Origin of the sequence: Halosimplex salinum (assembly GCF_003730195.1) — an archaeon.
Lineage (GTDB): Archaea > Halobacteriota > Halobacteria > Halobacteriales > Haloarculaceae > Halosimplex > Halosimplex salinum.
The window spans coordinates 363,418-380,523 of sequence record NZ_QWGG01000001.1; the positions used below are offsets into that span (position 1 = coordinate 363,418).

The following is a 17,106-nucleotide window of genomic DNA, read 5'->3' on the forward strand; positions in this document are numbered from 1 at the left end:
GGCCGTTCGCAACCGTGCTGGACGACTTCGTCGACCGCTCCGTGGTCGGCCGGCAGTCGGTTTCGTATCGCGGATAGCGATATATGCGCGGTGGCGGGGCGGTCAGTCGGCGGCACCGGGAGACCGCGCAGCGTCGCCGACGCCGCGCTCTTCGGGCGTGAGATAGCACTGCGGGTCTGGTCCGAACGGGTCGTCGCCGTCGGCGAGCGCCCGCAGCCGCGAGCCGCCGCGACAGATCGCCTGGTACTGGCAGTCGGCGCACTTGCCGGTCAGGTGGTCCTCGCGCTCGCGGAGCGCCCGCAGGAGCGGGTTGGACTCGTCGGTCCAGATGTCGCCGAACGGCCGGTCGCGGACGTTCCCCAGCGAGTAGCCCTGCCAGAACTGCGTGAGGTGGACGTTGCCCTGGTAGTCCACGTCAGCGATGCGCTCGCCGGTGGGATCGCCGCCGTTGCGTCGGAGGTACTGGTAGACGCGCTCGGCCTGCTCGGTGCCGAGTTCTCGACGGGCGTACTCGACGAGATACGCCGCGTCGGCGTAGTTCCCGACGAGTAGCGTCTCGATCTCGTGGCCGTCGTCGTGGTACTCGCGGGTCATCTCACACACCCGCCGGACCGCGTCTCGCCGTTCTTCGGGCGTGAGGTCCACGTCCTGGATGTCGGCCCCGCGGCCGCCGTAGTCGAGGTGGTAGAAACAGAAGCGGTCGACGCCGCGGTCGGCCAGCAGTTCGACCACGTCCTCCAGGTCGTCGGCGTTGTGTCGAGTGATCGTGTACCGGAGACCGGTCTTCAGCCCGGCGGCCTGCGAGGCTTCGATGCCCTCCAGGGCACGTTCGAAGGCGCCCTCCTGCCCGCGGAACGCGTCGTTCCGGTCGGGCATCCCGTCGACGGAGACGCCGGCGTACTGCAGTCCCGCGTCCCGGAGCGCGGCGGCGCGGTCCTCGGTGAGGAGCGTCCCGTTCGTCGAGAGCACGGGTCGGAGCCCGGCGTCGCTGGCGTGGTCGACGAGCGCCGTCAGGTCGTCGCGAGCCAGGGGTTCGCCCCCGGAGAAGAGGACGACGGGCGCGCCGAAGTCGGCGAGTTCGTCGAGGAACTGTTTCCCCTCCGCGGTGGTCATCTCGCCGGGCGCCGGTTCGGTCTCGGCCGCGGCGTAGCAGTGCTCACAGTAGAGGTTGCACTGTTTGGTGCAGTTCCAGACGACGACGGGACGGCGCTGCTTGCGCTCGCGGATCTGCTCTTTCGAGGACTCGTCGGCCGCGTCGTACCTGAGCCCGTCGCCCTCGGCGTCGAGGTCACAGAGCAGTTTGCTGACCGAGATCACGCCTCCTCACCCCCGGGTTCGTCGGGGCCGGTCGCGTCGGCCCGGTCGCCGAGGCCGACGCCGTCGGCGGCGAACCGTCGGGTCTCGTCGGCGGGACAGACCCACAGGGTCTCGACGGTCCAGTCGAACAGCTGTGCGGCCTGCTCGCGTGCGATCTCGGCCGTGGGGGCGCTCACGCTCCCCGCGTGGCGGAGCGGGTCGCCGGACGTCTCGCGGACGAACAGTTCCCACTCCCGGGTCACGTCACCGCGCGGGGCGTCGACCGGCGCGTCGAGGGCTGACGAGCCGTGTTCGGGGTCGGACATATCGGGCGAGACGGACCGCCACCGTATACCCTCGACTCGTATTTTCACTCGCTGGGAACGCGACCGACCCCTTAGGTTACCGAGTTCGAATCTCGGCACGATGACCGAGACTCGGACGGGAACGCGGACCGAGTGCGACGGGCCGAGCGCCGGACACGGGCACGGCGGGACCGACCGCGGGTCGCGGAGGTGGCGCTGATGCGGCCGCCGGTCGACACCGCCGAGCGACCGATGGTTCTCATCTGGGAGGTGACCCAGGCCTGCGAACTCAACTGTGACCACTGCCGCGCTGACGCGGAGCCGGCGCGTCACCCCGACGAACTCTCGACGGCGGAGGGCAAACAGCTCCTCGACCAGGTCGCCGAGTTCGACGAGCGCCAGCTCGTCGTCCTCTCCGGCGGCGACCCGATGAAACGCCCGGATCTGGTGGATCTCGTCGACTACGGGACGGACCAGGGGCTCGTCATCTCGCTCACCCCAAGCGGGACGCAGGAACTCGACGCGGACTCGATACGATCGCTGGCCGACGCCGGTCTCAAGCGGATGGCGTTGAGCCTCGACGGCGGCGATCCGACCAGTCACGACGAGTTCCGCGGCGAATCGGGCAGCTTCGAGGCGACGATGCGAGCCGCGAAACAGGCCCAGGACGCCGGGATCCCCCTGCAGATCAACACGACAGTCTCGGCGAGCACGGTGGACGAACTGCCGGCTATCCGCGATGTCGTCGCGGACCTCGGCGCGGTGCTCTGGAGCGTCTTCTTCCTCGTCCCCGTCGGCCGCGGCCGGGTGCTCGACCCGGTCTCGCCCGAACGGGCCGAGCGCGTCATGGAGTGGCTCTCGGACGTCGCCGACGAGGCCCCGTTCGGTCTGAAGACCACGGAAGCGCCCCACTACCGGCGGGTTCGCAGGCAAGCCGCCGCCGAGGCGGCGGACGGGGGGACCGACGCACCGACAGCGGACGAGAACCAGCGGGCGAGCGTCCTCGCGGGCGACGGGTTCGCGTTCGTGAGTCACACGGGCGAGGTGTTCCCGTCGGGGTTCCTGCCCAAATCGGTGGGGACGGTCCCGGAAGACGACCTCACCGAACTGTACCGCGAGTCGGACCTGTTCACCGCGCTCCGCGACCGCGACGAGTTACAGGGGAAATGCGGTGCGTGCCCCTTCAAGCAGGTCTGTGGCGGGAGTCGCTCCCGGGCCTACGCGTACACCGGGGATCCGCTTGCGAGTGACCCGCTCTGTGGGTACGTCCCGCCGGGGTACGACGGGCCGCTACCGTGGGACGAGGCCGCCCAGGCGCCTCGATCGGACGGCCGCCCGTGACTGCGAGTCACCTGTTCGGAACGGACATGTTCGAAACGTGTGATCTGATCGAACGGTTCAGCGGCTCCGTGCTCGGCGAATCCCGGGCGGACGTGGCCGATGCGTGTCGGTGCGATTATAACGGTCGTCGGGTAAATAGTCGATAGAATGGTCCGTGACCCGTTCGCGGACGACGAGGCGCCGGATCTACAGGACGTCCTGGACGCGCTGGACGACCCGGACTGTCGGGCCATCGTCACGTCGCTCGACGAACCGATGACCGCGAGCGAGATCTCCGAGGCCAGCGACATCCCGCTGTCGACGACCTACCGGAAGATCGACCGTCTCGAGGAGGCGCAACTGCTGTTCGAGGGGACGGAGATCCGTCCCGACGGCCAGCACGCCAGCATCTACGAGGTCGACTTCGAGGAGGTCGTCATCGCTTTGACCGAGGACCGCGAGTTCGAAACTGAGATCTCCCGTCGGCCCCGGACGCCGGACCAGCGCCTCGAATCGCTCTGGTCGGAGGTGCGCAAAGAAACATGAGCCCACACACCACACCCGCCACCGCGCTACTCGTCGCACTGAAAACGATCACGCTCCTGCTCGGTGGGCTGATAACGTACTTCTCGTACAAGGCCTACTCCCGGAGTGGGGCCAGGCCACTGTGGTATCTGGCCGTCGGATTCGGCATCGTTACGATAGGGACGTTGATGGCGGGGTTCGTCGACCAGCTACTGCGATTCTCGCTGGTCGGCGCCGGCGTGCTCCCGTTCACCGGCGGGGACGGGAGCGACATGGCGGTCACCGACATCGCGCTCGTCCTCGAGAGCACGCTGACGGCCGCCGGATTCGCCGTCATCGTCTACTCGCTGTACTCGGAGTGAGTCGTCCGCCGTTGTTCGGCCTCGTTCTCACAGCGTGGGAACACGTCTCGGGGTATTTCGGTACCCGTCTGGTACCCGTGTGCACGGAGTACTACCCGTGTTCACCACGACGTTCGTCCTCGCACTGACCAAGGCAGCCACCCTGTCGTTCGGCGCGATACTGACGGGGTTGTCCTGGCGCGCGTACCGCCGCACGGCCGACCCCGCACTGCGTGCGCTCGCGGTCGGGATCGGCCTCGTGACCATCGGCGCGATCCTCGGTGGAGTCCTCCACAGAGTGGTCGCGGTCGACCTCGTCGTCGCCGTCAGCGTTCAGAGCGTCTTCACCGCCTGTGGCTTCGCCGTCTTGACCTACTCGCTGTACTCCGGCCAGGAGTCCGGCCACGAGTCGCGGAGCCCGAGCCGTCAAAACGCCTGAAATCCTCGTGTAACCGTTTCTGACGGCAGTCGAGTGCCGAGCAGTGAGCGGCGTCGATCGGGCGATGTATCTTATTTCGCTATATCGAATCGGCAGGGGAGAGCTGACCGGTTCGACCGTAGAGGCGTGGTCCGACGCCCGGTCTCCGGGCTCGCCGCTATCGGGCGTGGCGGCGGAAAATAGAGTCCTGCGGTCGTCCAGGCGCGATCAGGTCATGTCGGCGAGCGGGCCGAAGTCGTCGACGGGGAGCACGGAGTAGTCGATGGTGAGGGTGTCCTTCGTGGCGCGGATCTTCCCGACGAACGAGGAGATCTCCTCGAGCGACCCCTCGAGGATGAACAGTTCCATGCAGTGGTGGCCGCCGACGTGGCTGTGGAAGTTCGAGGCGACGATGTCCTCGTGTTCGTGGCGGAGGTGCATCATCTTCTCCTCGACGCTCGTCGTCTCGTAGTCGAACACGACCGTGACGACGCCCATCAGCTCGCGGCCCTCGAGTTTCTTGTCCTCGAACTCGCCGAGGAGGTTCCGACTGGCCTCCCTGACGACCTCGCTCCGACCGGTGTAGCCGTGTTCGTCCGCGAACTGGTCGATCCGTTCGAGCAACTCCTCCGGCATCGAGACGCTGACGACGCTCATATGTTAACTCAGTGCCGTTCGAATATTAAACATTGGTATAATCGATCGACTCCGTCTCAGACGGCCGCGGGGTCGACCTGCCGGCCCACGAGCACGAGGCCGGCGAGCAACAGGAGCACGGCGAGGGGAAGCAGGAACTGGAAGGTGGTGAGCAGGACGCCCGACGCCTGGACGCCGACGGCGATCAGGACGACCGGTCCGCAGCAGGCGGTCCCCGACAGGAGCGCCGGCAGGCCGGCGAGGACGCCCGCGGAGGGCCTGCCGATCCCGCAACTGGCGGGCTGGGTCCAGGCGAGATACGTCAGCGCGAGATTGAGGCCGACGAGTCCGGCCACCCCCGCACCGAGGACCGTGTTCGCCGAGAACAGGTAGGTCAGCGGGCCGAGACTCACCCTGGCGACCGGGGTGAACGAGAGCGGGCCCAGCGCCGGCCGGAAGAACTTCTCGGCCGCACCGTCGACGACGGTCACGCCGAACCCCCCGAGCCCGGGCGCGAGATGGCCGAGCGCGTAGAGGTAGACGGTCAGGTAGGCGGCGCTCGTCGCCGCGAAGACGAGCGCGGCGTCCCTCCGGTGGAGCGGGAGCGTCGCGGCCGTTCGGGTCCGGGTGAGCGCTCCTCGAACGTCGGCGAGCAGGCCGCCTCTCCCGCCGTCCGCCGTCTCAGGCATAGACGTTCGTGTCCGGGTAGTAGCCGCTCCACGCGAACCACATCGCGTCGAACGCGTGGACGCGCGTCAGCGGCAGGTCGTCGGGGGCGTACGTCCCGTCCGCACCGCGGACCTCCGCGTCGACGAGCGAGAACTCGCGCCCGTCCGGGTTCAGGTACACGTATCCGGTGGAGAGCCGCGGGTCGGCGACGGCGACGACGGGGGTTCCGCCGAGTTCGCCGGCCATCGTCCCGGCGTCGAGGAGAGCGTTCTCGTCGAACGCGACGGCCCCGTCGGGCGTTCGAGCACCCAGGAAGACGCGTTTAGCCTGGTACCGGTCGTCGTCGCCGAGCGACGGGAAGAGCGTCCGCCCGTTGGCGTAGTACCCCTCCCTCGGGTTGTACGAGCCGTACGGATCTCTGGTGTAGTTGCGCGCGTAGCCGGTGTCGGTGGAGAGGGCTCGCGTCTCCGGGTACTGGTCGGTCCACTCCAGCCACGTCGTCCAGACGAGGCGGAACTCCCGCAGGGACGCCGTCGGCGGGTCCTCGTTCCAGGGCCCGGGGATCGCAGTCGCGAGGATCTGGGGCCACCACGTCTCGGTCGCGCGGTCGTACATCACGAGGTTGTTGTTGATCAGTCGGCCCGAGACGCCGAGGGTCGTGTCGCCGCGCTCGAACCCCTGGGCGGTGCCCGTCAGCGGGCAGTAGGTGACGGCGACCGGAGTCCCGTCGACGGTGTCGTTTGTGATCTCGTGTTGCACCAGGATCTTCTGGGGGTAGGCCTTGACCGTGTCGCCGCGCGCGACGCCGAACACGGGGTCGCCGGGGGCGAGGAAGTCCACGTCCCCGGCGTCGACGAACGAGGGGTCGTCGATGGCGGGGATGCCGTCCTTGGGCGGGCCGCCCGACTGGGCCTCCGACGTGAGTTCGCCGGGCGACATCGGTAGCGGGAGCGTCCGGTCGGCTGTCGGGAGCGAGGTCGTCGGGTCGCGCGCTGGGGTCGCGGTCGGGACGGCGCTCTCGTCGGGTTCGGAACTGGTGTCGGATTCGGGGTCTCGGTCCGAGTCCGGGCCGGTGTCCCCGCTCGACGATCTGTCTGCACCGTCCCCACCGCCCCCACTGTCACGGGCGGCGCCGGACCCCGGAACTGCGCAACCGGCCGCCGCGCCGACGGACGCGGCGCTCGCGGCCGCGAGAAATCGGCGCCTGGTAAACGCTGTCATACCCCGAGGTACGGGAATAGACGGAATAACGGTGGGCCGCCTGTGCGAGGTGCGCGCCATGGCACCGTCGCGTCGCCGGGCCGTGCGGCGGCGGCCAGTTCGCGGTGGTCGACCTCGGTACCGGACGCGATTTCGGCCCGGTCAGTACTCGTAGACGACGGCTTCGAAGGGGCGGAACTCGGCCCCGAGCGGTGCCGTCGGCGCGTCGTCGTAGTTCCCGATCATGACCGTCGCGTCGGCCGCGGCGAGTTCGGCGCTCTCGAAGACGGCGGGTTCTGCCGACCAGTTCAGGACGACGAGGCGGCGGTCGTCGCCGAGCGTGCGGGTGAACGCGTAGATCTGCTCGTCGTCGGGCGCGAGCAGGTCGTAGTCGCCGTAGACCAGCGCGGGGTCGTCGCCCCGGAGTTCGACCAGTCGACGGTAGTGGTGCCACACCGAGTCGGTGTCGTCGACGGCGTCCTCGACGTTGATCCGGGTGTAGTTGTCGTTGACCGCCAGCCACGGCTCGCCCTCGGTGAAGTCCGCGCCGTCCTGTGCGGCCCACTGCATCGGTGTGCGGGCGTGGTCGCGACTCCGGTAGTTGACGGCCTCGCGGACCTCGTCGAAGGAGTCGACGGCGCCGTCGGCGAGCAGTTCCTCGACGATGCCGACCGTCATCGCGTCGTCTATCTCGCCGAGCGCGTCGAACTCCGTGTTGGTCATCCCGATCTCCTGACCCTGGTAGAGGTAGGGCGTCCCGCGCATCGTCAGCAGGAACGTGCCGACGAGTTTGGCCGACTTCTCGCGGTAGTCGTCGTGCCCGAACCGCGAGACGATACGGGGATGGTCGTGGTTGCCGAGGAAGAGCGCCTCCCAGGTCCGGCGAGCGACTTCCCGCTGGTTGCGCGTCATCAGCTCTTTGAACTCCGGGAGGCTCCACTCGCCCCAGTCGTCGCCGGTCCAGTCGCCGCCCTGGTCGACGCCGAGGTGGTCGAAGTGGAACACCATGTCGAGGCAGTCGCCGCGCTCGATGTACTCCCGGGCGTCCTCGGCGGAGGCGCCGCCCATCTCGCCGGCTGTCATCGATTCCTCGGGGATCACCTCGCCGAGTTCGTCGAGGTACTCGCCCAGTCGCGGGCCGAGGGTGTAGTGCTCGGACCCGAGGGGACCGTCTTCGTCCGGGTCGCCGTTCGGGTACCCCTCGGGCTTCGAGAGGTGGCTGATGGCGTCCATGCGGAAGCCGTCGATGCCGCGGTCCAGCCACCACGTGACGACGGATTTCACCGCCTCGCGCACGTCCGGGTTGCGCCAGTTCAGGTCCGGCTGGTTCTCGTTGAAGACGTGGAGGTACCAGGCGCCGCGCTCCTCGTCGTAGCTCCAGGCGGGGCCGCCGAACAGCGACTCCCAGTTGTTCGGCGGCTCGTCGGGCGAGCCCTCGACCCAGTGGTAGTAGTCGGCGTACTCGCCCTCCTCGCGCCGGGAGCGCTGGAACCACTCGTGTTCGTTCGAGGTGTGGTTGACCACGAGGTCCATGATGATCTTCATGTCGCGGTCGTGGAGTTCGTCGCGCAGGCGCTCCCAGTCGGCCATGTCGCCGAACTCGTCGAGGATCGCGCGGTAGTCGCGGATGTCGTAGCCGTTGTCGTGGTTCGGCGAGTCGTAGACGGGACAGAGCCAGACCACGTCGACGCCCAGCGCGTCGAGGTAGTCGACGCGCTCGGTGATGCCGGGGATGTCGCCGACGCCGTCGCCGTCGCTGTCGTTGAAGCTCCGCGGGTAGATCTGGTAGACGACTGCCTCCTTCCACCACTCGCGGTCGATGCGTTCGTCCGTACTGGGTATGGTCTGTGTCATCGGTCGGCGCTCGTGGGTTCTGCGCGGTCGGTCGCGTCGCTGCCGTCGGAGTCGTCGGGCGTCAGGTAGACGCGCGCCTCCCACGGCCCGAGTTCGAACGAACGGCCCGGAACTGCGGGTGCGTCGTCGTTGGCGAGCGCGAGTTCGAGGCCGTCCACAGTCACGTCGGCGGGCGCCTCGAACGTCGTCGGCTCGTCGTCGAAGTTCAGGACGACGAGCGCGCGCTCGGTCGCGCCCTCGCTCTCGCCGTCGTCCCCGTCGACTTCGAGCGTCCGCGTGTAGGCGAACAGCGAGGGGTGGTCCGGGTAGAGCAACTCGAAGTCGCCGTAGACGACGAGGTCGCGGTCGCGGAGGGCGATCAGGTCGCGATAGTAGTGAAACACCGAGTCGGGATCCTCGCGGGCGCGCTCGACGTTGACCTCGGTGTAGTTGGGGTTCACGTCGATCCAGGGCTCGCCGTCGGTGAAGCCGGCGTGTTCGTCGCCGGACCACTGCATCGGCGTCCGTGCGTTGTCCCGGCCGATCGCCTCGACGGCGTCGCGGACGTCCGCGTACGACTCCGCGGCGGTGTCGGGGTCCTCGATGGTCGCGTCGACGTAGTTCAGCGCCTCGACGTCCCGCAGGTCCTCGCGCGTCTCGAACGGCGCGTTCGTCATGCCGAGTTCCTCGCCTTGGTAGACGAACGGCGTCCCGCAGAGGGTGTGGGTGAGCGTCCCCAGAAGCTCGGCCGACTTCCGTCGGTACTCGTCGTCGTTTCCGAACCGCGAGACCATCCGGGGCTGGTCGTGGTTGTTCAGGTACAGGGAGTTCCAGCCGTCCTCGGCGAGGCCGGTCTGCCACTTGGCGAGGATCTGCTTGAACTCGACGAGGTCGGGGTCGCGGGCGTCCCACTTGTGCTCGTCGTGGTCGAACGTGACGTGCTCGAACTGGAACACCATCGAGAGGCCGTCCTCGCCGACGTACCGCCTCGCGTCCGCGACCGAGGCGCCGGGCGTCTCGCCGACGGTGAGTATCTCCTCGTCGGCCAGCACCTCGTCGACCATCTCGCCGACGTACTCGTGGACGCGGGGGCCGTTCATGAAGTGCTCACCGCCGCCGTCGGGGTAGCCCTCGGCCTTGGAGATCATGTTGATGACGTCCATGCGGAAGCCGTCGATGCCGCGGTCGAGCCACCAGCGCATCATGTCGTAGACGGCTTCGCGCACGTCCGGGTTCGTCCAGTTCAGGTCCGGCTGGGCCTCGTCGAAGAGGTGGAGGTACCAGGCGCCGCGCTCCTCGTCGTAGCTCCAGGCGGGGCCGCCGAAGACGGACTGCCAGTCGTTCGGCGGTTCCTCGGGCGAGCCCTCGACCCAGTGGTAGTAGTCGGCGTACTCGCCCTCTTCGCGCCGGGAGCGCTGGAACCACTCGTGCTGGTCGGACGTGTGGTTGACGACCAGATCCATGATCAGGCGCATGTCGCGGTCGTGGAGTTCGTCGCGCAGGCGCTCCCAGTCGGCCATGTCGCCGTAGCCGTCGGCGATCGACCGGTAGTCGCTGATGTCGTAGCCGTTGTCGACCTGCGGCGAGTCGTAGACGGGGTTGAGCCAGACGGCGTCGACGCCGAGGTCGTCGAGGTAGTCGACGCGGTCGACGAGTCCCCGCAGGTCACCGACGCCGTCGCCGTCGCTGTCCCGGAAACTCTTCGGGTACACCTGGTAGACGACCGCTTCCTTCCACCAGACCCGCTCGGCCTCGCTGACGCCGCTCATCGCCGGTCACCGTTCCTCGGACGGGCCGGTTCACGGCGACGGCGCTCGGACCGCCCGCGCCGCGATCCGTCGCGAGACTCCTCCTCGATACGATGTTGGTGTCTCCTCGTCATGACTTGTCCAGGGAGTCCGACGCGGACTCCGCTCACGAGATACCCAGAGGAACGACCCACTTAATTCTGACGAGGATTATGAAGAACGGGTTCAACCAAAGTTTTTATTGCATGGTCCTTCATGATACTGAACGAGCGATGTCTGACAATCAGCGACACGGCACGGACGGGCGTTCGGTCTCGCGCCGTCGAATGATGCAGCTACTCGGCGCAACGGGCGCTGCGGCTGGTCTCGCAGGCTGTGGTGGACAGTCGGCAGTCGAAACCGATACACCCGCCGACGACGGTGACGGTGGCGACGGTGACGGCGACGGCGGCGGTGCGGACGACGAGACGCCGACGCCGACTGCGACGCCGGTGCAGGTCGACAGCGAGTCACTGGCGACGATCCAGGAGCTCGCGTACGTGACGAACCAGACGCTCCCGGTGCTCCCGCTCCAGGAGAAGCTGGCACAGTCGTTCCAGACGACCGACGACTGGTCGGTCCCCTCGAAGGACAGCGACGCGGTGCAGACCTACTGGCCGACCGAGTGGCTCCCCCGCTCGGGCGAGTGGACCGCGAAGGACGGCTCCGACGACGACCGACTCACGTTCGCGCAGTGGGCGGTCCCGCAGGACTCCCAGTACAACCCCTGGAACGGGAAGAACTTCGGCGAGGCACGCCGGATGCTGTTCGACCGGTTCATGCAGTACAACCTCGCGACCCAGGAGTACTCGGGGTACGTCGTCAGCGACCACTCGCTGGACGGCACGACCCTGACCCTGAACGTCCGCGAGGGCCAGACCTGGCACAACGGCGACGCCGTCACGGCGACGGACGTGGCGAACCAGATCAAACTCGACATCTACAACGGCGGCAGTCTCGGCGAGTTCGTCGCGCCGGAGGACGACGGCATGATCTCCGAGCGAGTCACCGCCGTCGACGAGACGACGGTCGAGATGGAGCTCGTCGAGGAGGTCAACGGCGACATCCTGCTGGCGTACCTCCAGCCGAAGTACCTCGTCGCCCACGAGGGCAGCTACGGCGAGTTCGTCACCGCGCTGGACGAGGCGGAGTCCGAGGACGAGCGCTCGCAGGCGCTCGCGGACCTCACGGAGGACACCACGCCCGAACCGGTCGGCTGTGGCCCCTTCCAGTTCGAGGACGCCGACACCCGTCGGACGCTGTTGACGAAGTACGACGACCACCCGGACGCTGACAACATCAACTACCCCGAGGTCGAGTACCTCTACAAGCCGGAGAACCAGGGCCGCTGGAACTCCCTCATCAACGAGGAGACCGACGGGTCGGCGACGCTGTTCATGCCGTCGAACAAGCTGAACCAGCTCCCCGACTCCGTGCAGGTCAGCCTCATCCCGCGCCACTGGGGTCTGGGCCTCGTCTTCAACTTCGACGAGGAACCCGTCGACGACCCGCGCGTCCGCAAGGCCATCGCGCACGTCGTCAACCGCGAAGCGGTCGCGAAGAACTCCGGTGCCGGCACGAACTCCAAGATCGCCGTCTCCTACCCGAGCGGCCTGACCGGGGAGTTCAACGGGCAGATCGAGGGCGCCTGGCTCGAGGGCGTCGTCGACGAGTTCGAGACGTACGGTCGCGGCGAGGCCCAGACCGACGAGGCCGCCGCGCTCCTCGAGGACGCGGGCTACGAGAAGTCCGGCGGCACCTGGCAGAAGGACGGCGAGCCGCTGACGATCCCGATCGCGGGACCGTCCGGCTTCTCCGACTGGGTCGCCGGCGCGGAGACCGTCGTCTCGCAGCTGAAGGAGTTCGGTATCGAAGCGCAGGCGGAGATGAAAGACACCTCGACCTACTGGGGACAGGACTACTCGAACGGCGACTTCGTCGTCGGCCTGCAGGGCTGGGCGTCGTACGACCAGTCCCACCCGTTCTTCCACTTCCAGTGGCTGTTCGACAGCTGGGACGCGCAGAACGCGTGGAACCTGCCGAGCGAGTTCGAATCGTCGGTGCTCCACGACCAGGTCCGCGACGGCGAGACCGTCGTTCCGTCGGACCTCGTCGCGGCGCTCTCCACCGCGAGCGAGTAACCGAAACCCATGAGCTACGTACTGAAGCGGATCGGCCAATCGATACTCACCGTCTTCGTCGTGGTGTCGGCCAGCTTCGGCCTCGTTCGGCTGTTGCCGGGCGGCCCGCTGGACTACCTGCGCGCGCAGGCGATCCAGCAGGGTGGCAGCGACATGACGATGGCGGAGATCAACCAGCGCATCGCCGCCCAGACCAACATCGCGGTCGACGAGCCGATCTACGTCCAGTACGTCGAGTACATGGCCGCGATCGTGCAGGGCGACTTCGGCCAGTCTATCTGGTACGAACAGCCCGTCACGAGCGTCATCGGTCCGGCTATCCCGTGGACCGTGTTCCTGACCGCCTCAGCGCTGTTCCTCGCCTTCACCGTGGGCGTCTCGCTGGGCGCGATCATGGCGTACAAGGAGGGGTCGCGCTTCGACGTGACCAGCACCGGCATCGGTCTCGTGCTCAACTCGACGCCGGGCTACGTCGTCGGGCTGTTGCTCGTCGCCTTCCTCGGCTATCGCTACGAGCTCTTCCCGACCGGCGGCCGCTACGCCTCGGAGCTGTCGCCGGGGTTCAACGTCCCGTTCCTCGCGAGCGTCCTGCAGCACGGCGCGATGCCGATCGCGTCGATGGCCGTCGTCGGCTTCGGCGGCTGGGCGCTGTCGATGCGGGGCAACTCCATCCGCGTCCTCGGTGAGGACTACCTCCGGGTCGCGCGCCTGCGCGGGCTCTCGACCCGACGGATCGCCCTGCGATACGTGGCTCGCAACGCCATCCTGCCGATGTACACCGGCCTGATGATCGCCATCGGGACCGTGTTCGGCGGGGCGGTCATCATCGAGAACATCTTCGCCTACCCCGGCGTCGGGTTCTACCTGATCCAGGCGATCAACGCGCGGGACTACCCGCTGATGATGGGCGGGTTCATCCTCATCACGGTCGCGATGGTCATCGGTATCACCATCGCCGACCTGACCTACGGGATACTCGACCCGCGCGCCAAAGGAGGTGCCTCGCGTGAGTCCTATTAGAGACGACGACGGCGAGGACCCGACCTTCGACGCCATCGCCGGCAACGACGACGCCATCGACGCCGACGAGGTCGTCGGCACGGACGACGAGTCCGGCCCCGCACGTCCCGCGGTCTCGGGCCACGGCCGGAAGGGCCGGGTCGCGGCCGACGGCGGTGAGGGCTCCGAGGGAGCCCGAGCCTCGTCCGAACTTCGTTCGGACGGCGGGACCCGCTCGAAGGGGAACGTCTCGGAGTTCGAGCAGATGGCCGACGTGTCGCTGACGAAGGGCGAGCGGCGGCGACAGTGGGCCGACGAGAAACTGCTCGCGCCCGGCCGGATCGTCTGGAGCGACTGGCGAGCGCGCTTCGGCCTGCTCGTCGTCACGTTCTACCTGTTGATGGGTATCGTCGGTCCGAAACTCGTCGAAGCGCCGTCGCCGAACCAGGGCGACTACCTCATCGGCGCGTTCCGGACGCTGGACCACCCCTTCGGGACGACGGCGTCGGGGACGGACATCCTCTCGCAGACGGTCTACGCGACGCCGTCGATGCTGATCATGATCACCTCCGGTGCGGTGTTCACGGTCGTCCTCGGGACGGCCACTGGCACGCTCGCCGGGTACAAGGGCGGACGCGTCGACAGCGTCCTGATGACGATCACGGACGTGATGATGACCATCCCGGGCCTGCCGCTGACGATCGTGCTCGCGGCGGCGCTCCAGATCGACGGCAATCCCGCCGTCATCGGGATCCTCATCACCATCAACGCCTGGGCGGGGCTGGCACGGGCCATCCGCTCGCAGGTGTTGACCCTGCGCGACGCCGAGTACGTCGAGGCCTCGCGGATCATGGGCATCGGGACGCCGAAGATCATCGGGAGCGACATCATCCCGAACCTGATGCCGTACATCACGATGAACTTCGTCCGGCAGGCCCGCGCGGTCATCTTCGGGTCGGTCGGGCTGTACTTCCTCGGCGTCCTGCCGTACAACAGCGTCAACTGGGGCGTCATGATGAACGCGGCCGTCAACCGGGCGGGAGCGACCTCCTCGGCCGCCGCGTTCCACTGGCTGCTCGTCCCCATGCTGACGATCATCGTCCTCGCGCTCGGGTTGACCCTGCTCGCGCAGGGGGCCGACCGCGTGTTCAACCCGCGAGTCCGCGCTCGCCACGCGAAGTCGGTCGAGGGCGGCGACGAAGACGACGAGGAGGGCGGTTCCGGCGGAACCACGACCGCGGCGACGGGAGGGATCTGACATGGCAAGCACACGGGACGACGGGAGCATCGACGGCGGCAGTCGCGGACGCGACCAGACCGCGACGGCCACCGAGGACCCCATCGTCGAGGTGCGCGACGTCAGCGTCACCTACGACCTGCAGGCGCGCGACGCGATGGTGCTCGACGACGTGAGCCTCGACCTCCGTCGCGAGGAGATCCTCGGCTGCGTCGGCGAGTCCGGGTCGGGCAAGTCCATGCTCGCGAACGCGATGATGGACGCCGTCGAGGAACCCGGAATCACCACCGGGAGCGTCCGGTACTACCCCGAGACCGGGAGCGAGCCCGTCGAGGTGCTCGACCTCGAGGGCGACGACCTCAAGAAGTTCCGCTGGGAGGAGATCTCGATGGTGTTCCAGGGCGCGCTGTCATCGTTCAACCCCACGATGACGATCGCCGGGCACTTCGAGGAGACCCTCGACGCACATGACTACGACGTCGACGAGGGCATGCATCGCGCCCGAGAGCTCCTCTCGGACCTGTATCTCGACCCCGACAGGGTGCTCGAGTCGTACGCGCACGAGCTCTCCGGTGGGATGAGCCAGCGGGCGCTGATCGCCCTCTCGCTGATCCTCGAACCGGACGTGCTCCTGATGGACGAGCCGACGGCGGCGCTCGACCTGTTGATGCAGCGCTCGATCCTGAGCCTGCTCGACGACATCAAGGAGAAGTACGAGCTGTCGATCCTGTTCATCACGCACGACCTGCCGCTGGTGGCGGGGCTGGCCGACCGACTGGCCATCCTCTACGCCTTCGAACTCGCGGAGGTCGGACCGAGCGAACAGATCGTTCGCGATTCGGAACACCCCTACACGAGGGCGCTGCTGAAGGCGGTGCCGAACCTCGACGCGCCGCTGGACACGATGACCCCCATCGAGGGGACCGCGCCGAATCCGGCACACGTCCCGAACGGGTGTCACTACGCGCCGCGGTGTCCGCTCGCCGACCAGCGCTGTCACGAGGAGAAGCCCGGCTGGTACGACGCCGGGCCGGACCAGCGGACGGCGTGTTTCCACCACGAGCGCGCGGACGAGGCGGTCCCGTTCGACGTCGAAGCGGTCCTCGACGCGACCGAGTCCGTCGATGACGCCTCGGCCGACCCGGCGGAGCAGTTCTCCGGGCACACCGCCGAGGCCGAGGCCACTGCGGGCGTCGCGGGCGCGACCGCCCCGGACGACGAGACGGTCGTCTCACTCGACGACGTGTCGATCCACTTCGAGGAGGAGCAGGGGACGATCGAGTCGCTGTTCGAGGAACCGGACGCGGTCCGGGCCGTCGACGACGTGTCGATCGACATCCCCGAGAACGACGTGCTCGCCCTGGTCGGCGAGTCCGGGTGCGGGAAGACGACGCTGGGCAAGGCGATCATCGGCGTCCAGCGGCCGACAGACGGCACGGTCTCGTACCGTGGCCAGGACGTCTGGGCGGCCAAGGACGGCGTCGGTGACCCCGACGTCGAGTACGGCTCGATCCGTCGGGCGCTCCAGATCATCCACCAGGACCCCGGCGCGTCGCTGAACCCGAACCAGAAGGTCGTCACGTCGCTCGAAGCGCCGCTGAAGCGCTGGGACCCGGACCTCTCGACCGAGGACCGCCGAGCGCGCATCTACGCGCTGCTCAAGCGCGTCGGGATGCAACCGCCCGAGGACTACGCGAACCGCTTCCCACATCAGCTGTCAGGCGGGGAGCAACAGCGCGTCGCCCTCGTGCGGGCGCTCCTGATGAACCCGGACGTGATCCTCGCCGACGAAGCCGTGTCGGCGCTGGACGTCTCCCTCCGCGTGGAGACCATGGACCTCCTGCTCGAACTCCAGCAGCAGTTCGGCACCTCGTTCGTGTTCATCTCGCACACGCTGTCGAACGCCCGCTACCTCGCGGAGAAGGCCGACGGGCGGATCGGCATCATGTACCTCGGCGAACTCGTCGAGATCGGACCGCCCGAACAGGTGCTCGGCGACCCTCAGCACCCGTACACGAAGGTGTTGCGGTGGGCGACGGCGAACCTCGACCCGAGCGCCCAGGAGATGACGGACCCACCGGTCCGGTCGATCGACATCCCGGACCCGGTGAACCCGCCCAGCGGCTGTCGGTTCCACACCCGCTGTCCGGAGGCCCGCGAGGTCTGTACCCGAGAGGCGCCGGATCTCGGCGACGGCGAGTCGATCGACGACGGACGCGCCGTCGCCTGTCACCGCTCGGACCCGGACCACGAGTACTGGCACAGCGAGCCGCTCGAAGGCGTCGACACCGCCGAAACACCGTCGATCGAGGACTGACGTCAGACATGCAAGGGACCACTCCCGGACCGGCTGTCGGCCCCCGTCGCCGCGACGGATCCGTGGGCCGGCGCCCGGCCGG

Annotated in this window: 15 protein-coding genes; 8 read left to right on the forward strand and 7 right to left on the reverse strand. The window is 68.1% G+C overall.

Annotated elements, in window-relative coordinates; translation table 11 throughout:
* Positions 1-102: 102 nt before the first annotated feature.
* Both D1409_RS01780 and D1409_RS01785 read right to left on the reverse strand, forming a co-directional pair.
* Positions 103-1,317, reverse strand: coding sequence for a TIGR04347 family pseudo-SAM/SPASM protein (locus D1409_RS01780; protein WP_123533441.1), 1,215 nt, complete (start codon positions 1,315-1,317; stop codon positions 103-105).
* Complete coding sequence (locus D1409_RS01785; protein ID WP_123533443.1) at positions 1,314-1,622, reverse strand: Htur_1727 family rSAM-partnered candidate RiPP; 309 nt, start codon at positions 1,620-1,622, stop codon at positions 1,314-1,316. Before D1409_RS01785 ends, D1409_RS01780 begins: the two co-directional genes overlap by 4 nt.
* A gap of 198 nt (positions 1,623-1,820) precedes the next feature.
* Here D1409_RS01785 and D1409_RS01790 point away from each other — a divergent pair, with 198 nt between their 5' ends.
* The 4 genes from D1409_RS01790 (at position 1,821) to D1409_RS01805 (ending at position 4,226) form a co-directional block, all read left to right on the forward strand.
* Positions 1,821-2,942, forward strand: a complete 1,122-nt coding sequence (locus D1409_RS01790; RefSeq protein WP_123533445.1) for a TIGR04053 family radical SAM/SPASM domain-containing protein — start codon at positions 1,821-1,823, stop codon at positions 2,940-2,942.
* 147 nt (positions 2,943-3,089) lie between these two features.
* Positions 3,090-3,467: a winged helix-turn-helix domain-containing protein gene (locus D1409_RS01795; RefSeq protein ID WP_123533447.1), complete on the forward strand. Its 378-nt coding sequence runs from the start codon at positions 3,090-3,092 to the stop codon at positions 3,465-3,467.
* Positions 3,464-3,808, forward strand: a complete 345-nt coding sequence (locus D1409_RS01800) for a DUF7521 family protein (protein WP_123533449.1) — start codon at positions 3,464-3,466, stop codon at positions 3,806-3,808. The genes D1409_RS01795 and D1409_RS01800 overlap by 4 nt, the downstream gene beginning before the upstream one ends.
* A 97-nt stretch (positions 3,809-3,905) precedes the next feature.
* A complete protein-coding gene (locus D1409_RS01805) occupies positions 3,906-4,226 on the forward strand; it encodes a DUF7521 family protein (RefSeq protein ID WP_123533451.1) in 321 nt (106 codons plus the stop codon).
* A 207-nt stretch (positions 4,227-4,433) separates the two neighbouring features.
* Here D1409_RS01805 and nikR read toward each other — a convergent pair whose 3' ends face one another.
* The 5 genes from nikR to D1409_RS01830 all read right to left on the reverse strand — a co-directional run bounded on the left by nikR (position 4,434) and on the right by D1409_RS01830 (position 10,312).
* The gene (gene nikR, locus D1409_RS01810) at positions 4,434-4,862 is read right to left on the reverse strand and encodes a nickel-responsive transcriptional regulator NikR (RefSeq protein WP_123533454.1); all 429 of its coding nucleotides are present in this window, start codon (positions 4,860-4,862) and stop codon (positions 4,434-4,436) included.
* A gap of 56 nt (positions 4,863-4,918) precedes the next feature.
* On the reverse strand, positions 4,919-5,530 hold the full coding sequence (locus D1409_RS01815; RefSeq protein WP_235853478.1) for a hypothetical protein: 612 nt from the start codon (positions 5,528-5,530) through the stop codon (positions 4,919-4,921).
* Positions 5,523-6,731: a DUF3179 domain-containing protein gene (locus tag D1409_RS01820; protein WP_123533455.1), complete on the reverse strand. Its 1,209-nt coding sequence runs from the start codon at positions 6,729-6,731 to the stop codon at positions 5,523-5,525. The genes D1409_RS01815 and D1409_RS01820 overlap by 8 nt, the downstream gene beginning before the upstream one ends.
* A gap of 141 nt (positions 6,732-6,872) precedes the next feature.
* Complete coding sequence (locus D1409_RS01825; RefSeq protein WP_123533457.1) at positions 6,873-8,564, reverse strand: glycoside hydrolase family 13 protein; 1,692 nt, start codon at positions 8,562-8,564, stop codon at positions 6,873-6,875.
* Positions 8,561-10,312 (reverse strand): glycoside hydrolase family 13 protein, encoded by a 1,752-nt coding sequence (locus D1409_RS01830; RefSeq protein ID WP_123533459.1) that lies wholly within the window; start codon positions 10,310-10,312, stop codon positions 8,561-8,563. The genes D1409_RS01825 and D1409_RS01830 overlap by 4 nt, the downstream gene beginning before the upstream one ends.
* A gap of 251 nt (positions 10,313-10,563) precedes the next feature.
* Between D1409_RS01830 and D1409_RS01835 the strand changes: the two genes are divergently transcribed.
* Genes D1409_RS01835 through D1409_RS01850 form a run of 4 tightly spaced genes read left to right on the forward strand, consistent with a single transcriptional unit; the run spans position 10,564 to position 17,024 of the window.
* Positions 10,564-12,471 (forward strand): ABC transporter substrate-binding protein, encoded by a 1,908-nt coding sequence (locus D1409_RS01835; protein WP_123533461.1) that lies wholly within the window; start codon positions 10,564-10,566, stop codon positions 12,469-12,471.
* 9 nt (positions 12,472-12,480) lie between these two features.
* Positions 12,481-13,491 (forward strand): ABC transporter permease, encoded by a 1,011-nt coding sequence (locus D1409_RS01840; protein WP_123533463.1) that lies wholly within the window; start codon positions 12,481-12,483, stop codon positions 13,489-13,491.
* A complete protein-coding gene (locus D1409_RS01845) occupies positions 13,478-14,728 on the forward strand; it encodes an ABC transporter permease (RefSeq protein WP_123534785.1) in 1,251 nt (416 codons plus the stop codon). Before D1409_RS01840 ends, D1409_RS01845 begins: the two co-directional genes overlap by 14 nt.
* 1 nt (position 14,729) lies before the next feature.
* Positions 14,730-17,024, forward strand: coding sequence for an ABC transporter ATP-binding protein (locus D1409_RS01850; RefSeq protein WP_123533465.1), 2,295 nt, complete (start codon positions 14,730-14,732; stop codon positions 17,022-17,024).
* The last annotated feature ends 82 nt before the right edge of the window (positions 17,025-17,106 follow it).

Excerpts from the sequence above, each read along its gene's own strand:
- D1409_RS01790 (WP_123533445.1), top strand. The coding sequence starts at position 1,821 with ATGCGGCCGCCGGTCGACACCGCCGAGCGACCGATGGTTCTCATCTGG.
- nikR (WP_123533454.1), bottom strand. The coding sequence starts at position 4,862 with ATGAGCGTCGTCAGCGTCTCGATGCCGGAGGAGTTGCTCGAACGGATC.
- D1409_RS01800 (WP_123533449.1), top strand. The coding sequence starts at position 3,464 with ATGAGCCCACACACCACACCCGCCACCGCGCTACTCGTCGCACTGAAA.
- D1409_RS01815 (WP_235853478.1), bottom strand. The coding sequence starts at position 5,530 with ATGCCTGAGACGGCGGACGGCGGGAGAGGCGGCCTGCTCGCCGACGTT.
- D1409_RS01825 (WP_123533457.1), bottom strand. The coding sequence starts at position 8,564 with ATGACACAGACCATACCCAGTACGGACGAACGCATCGACCGCGAGTGG.
- D1409_RS01850 (WP_123533465.1), top strand. The coding sequence starts at position 14,730 with ATGGCAAGCACACGGGACGACGGGAGCATCGACGGCGGCAGTCGCGGA.
- D1409_RS01795 (WP_123533447.1), top strand. The coding sequence starts at position 3,090 with ATGGTCCGTGACCCGTTCGCGGACGACGAGGCGCCGGATCTACAGGAC.
- D1409_RS01835 (WP_123533461.1), top strand. The coding sequence starts at position 10,564 with ATGTCTGACAATCAGCGACACGGCACGGACGGGCGTTCGGTCTCGCGC.
- D1409_RS01840 (WP_123533463.1), top strand. The coding sequence starts at position 12,481 with ATGAGCTACGTACTGAAGCGGATCGGCCAATCGATACTCACCGTCTTC.
- D1409_RS01785 (WP_123533443.1), bottom strand. The coding sequence starts at position 1,622 with ATGTCCGACCCCGAACACGGCTCGTCAGCCCTCGACGCGCCGGTCGAC.
- D1409_RS01820 (WP_123533455.1), bottom strand. The coding sequence starts at position 6,731 with ATGACAGCGTTTACCAGGCGCCGATTTCTCGCGGCCGCGAGCGCCGCG.
- D1409_RS01830 (WP_123533459.1), bottom strand. The coding sequence starts at position 10,312 with ATGAGCGGCGTCAGCGAGGCCGAGCGGGTCTGGTGGAAGGAAGCGGTC.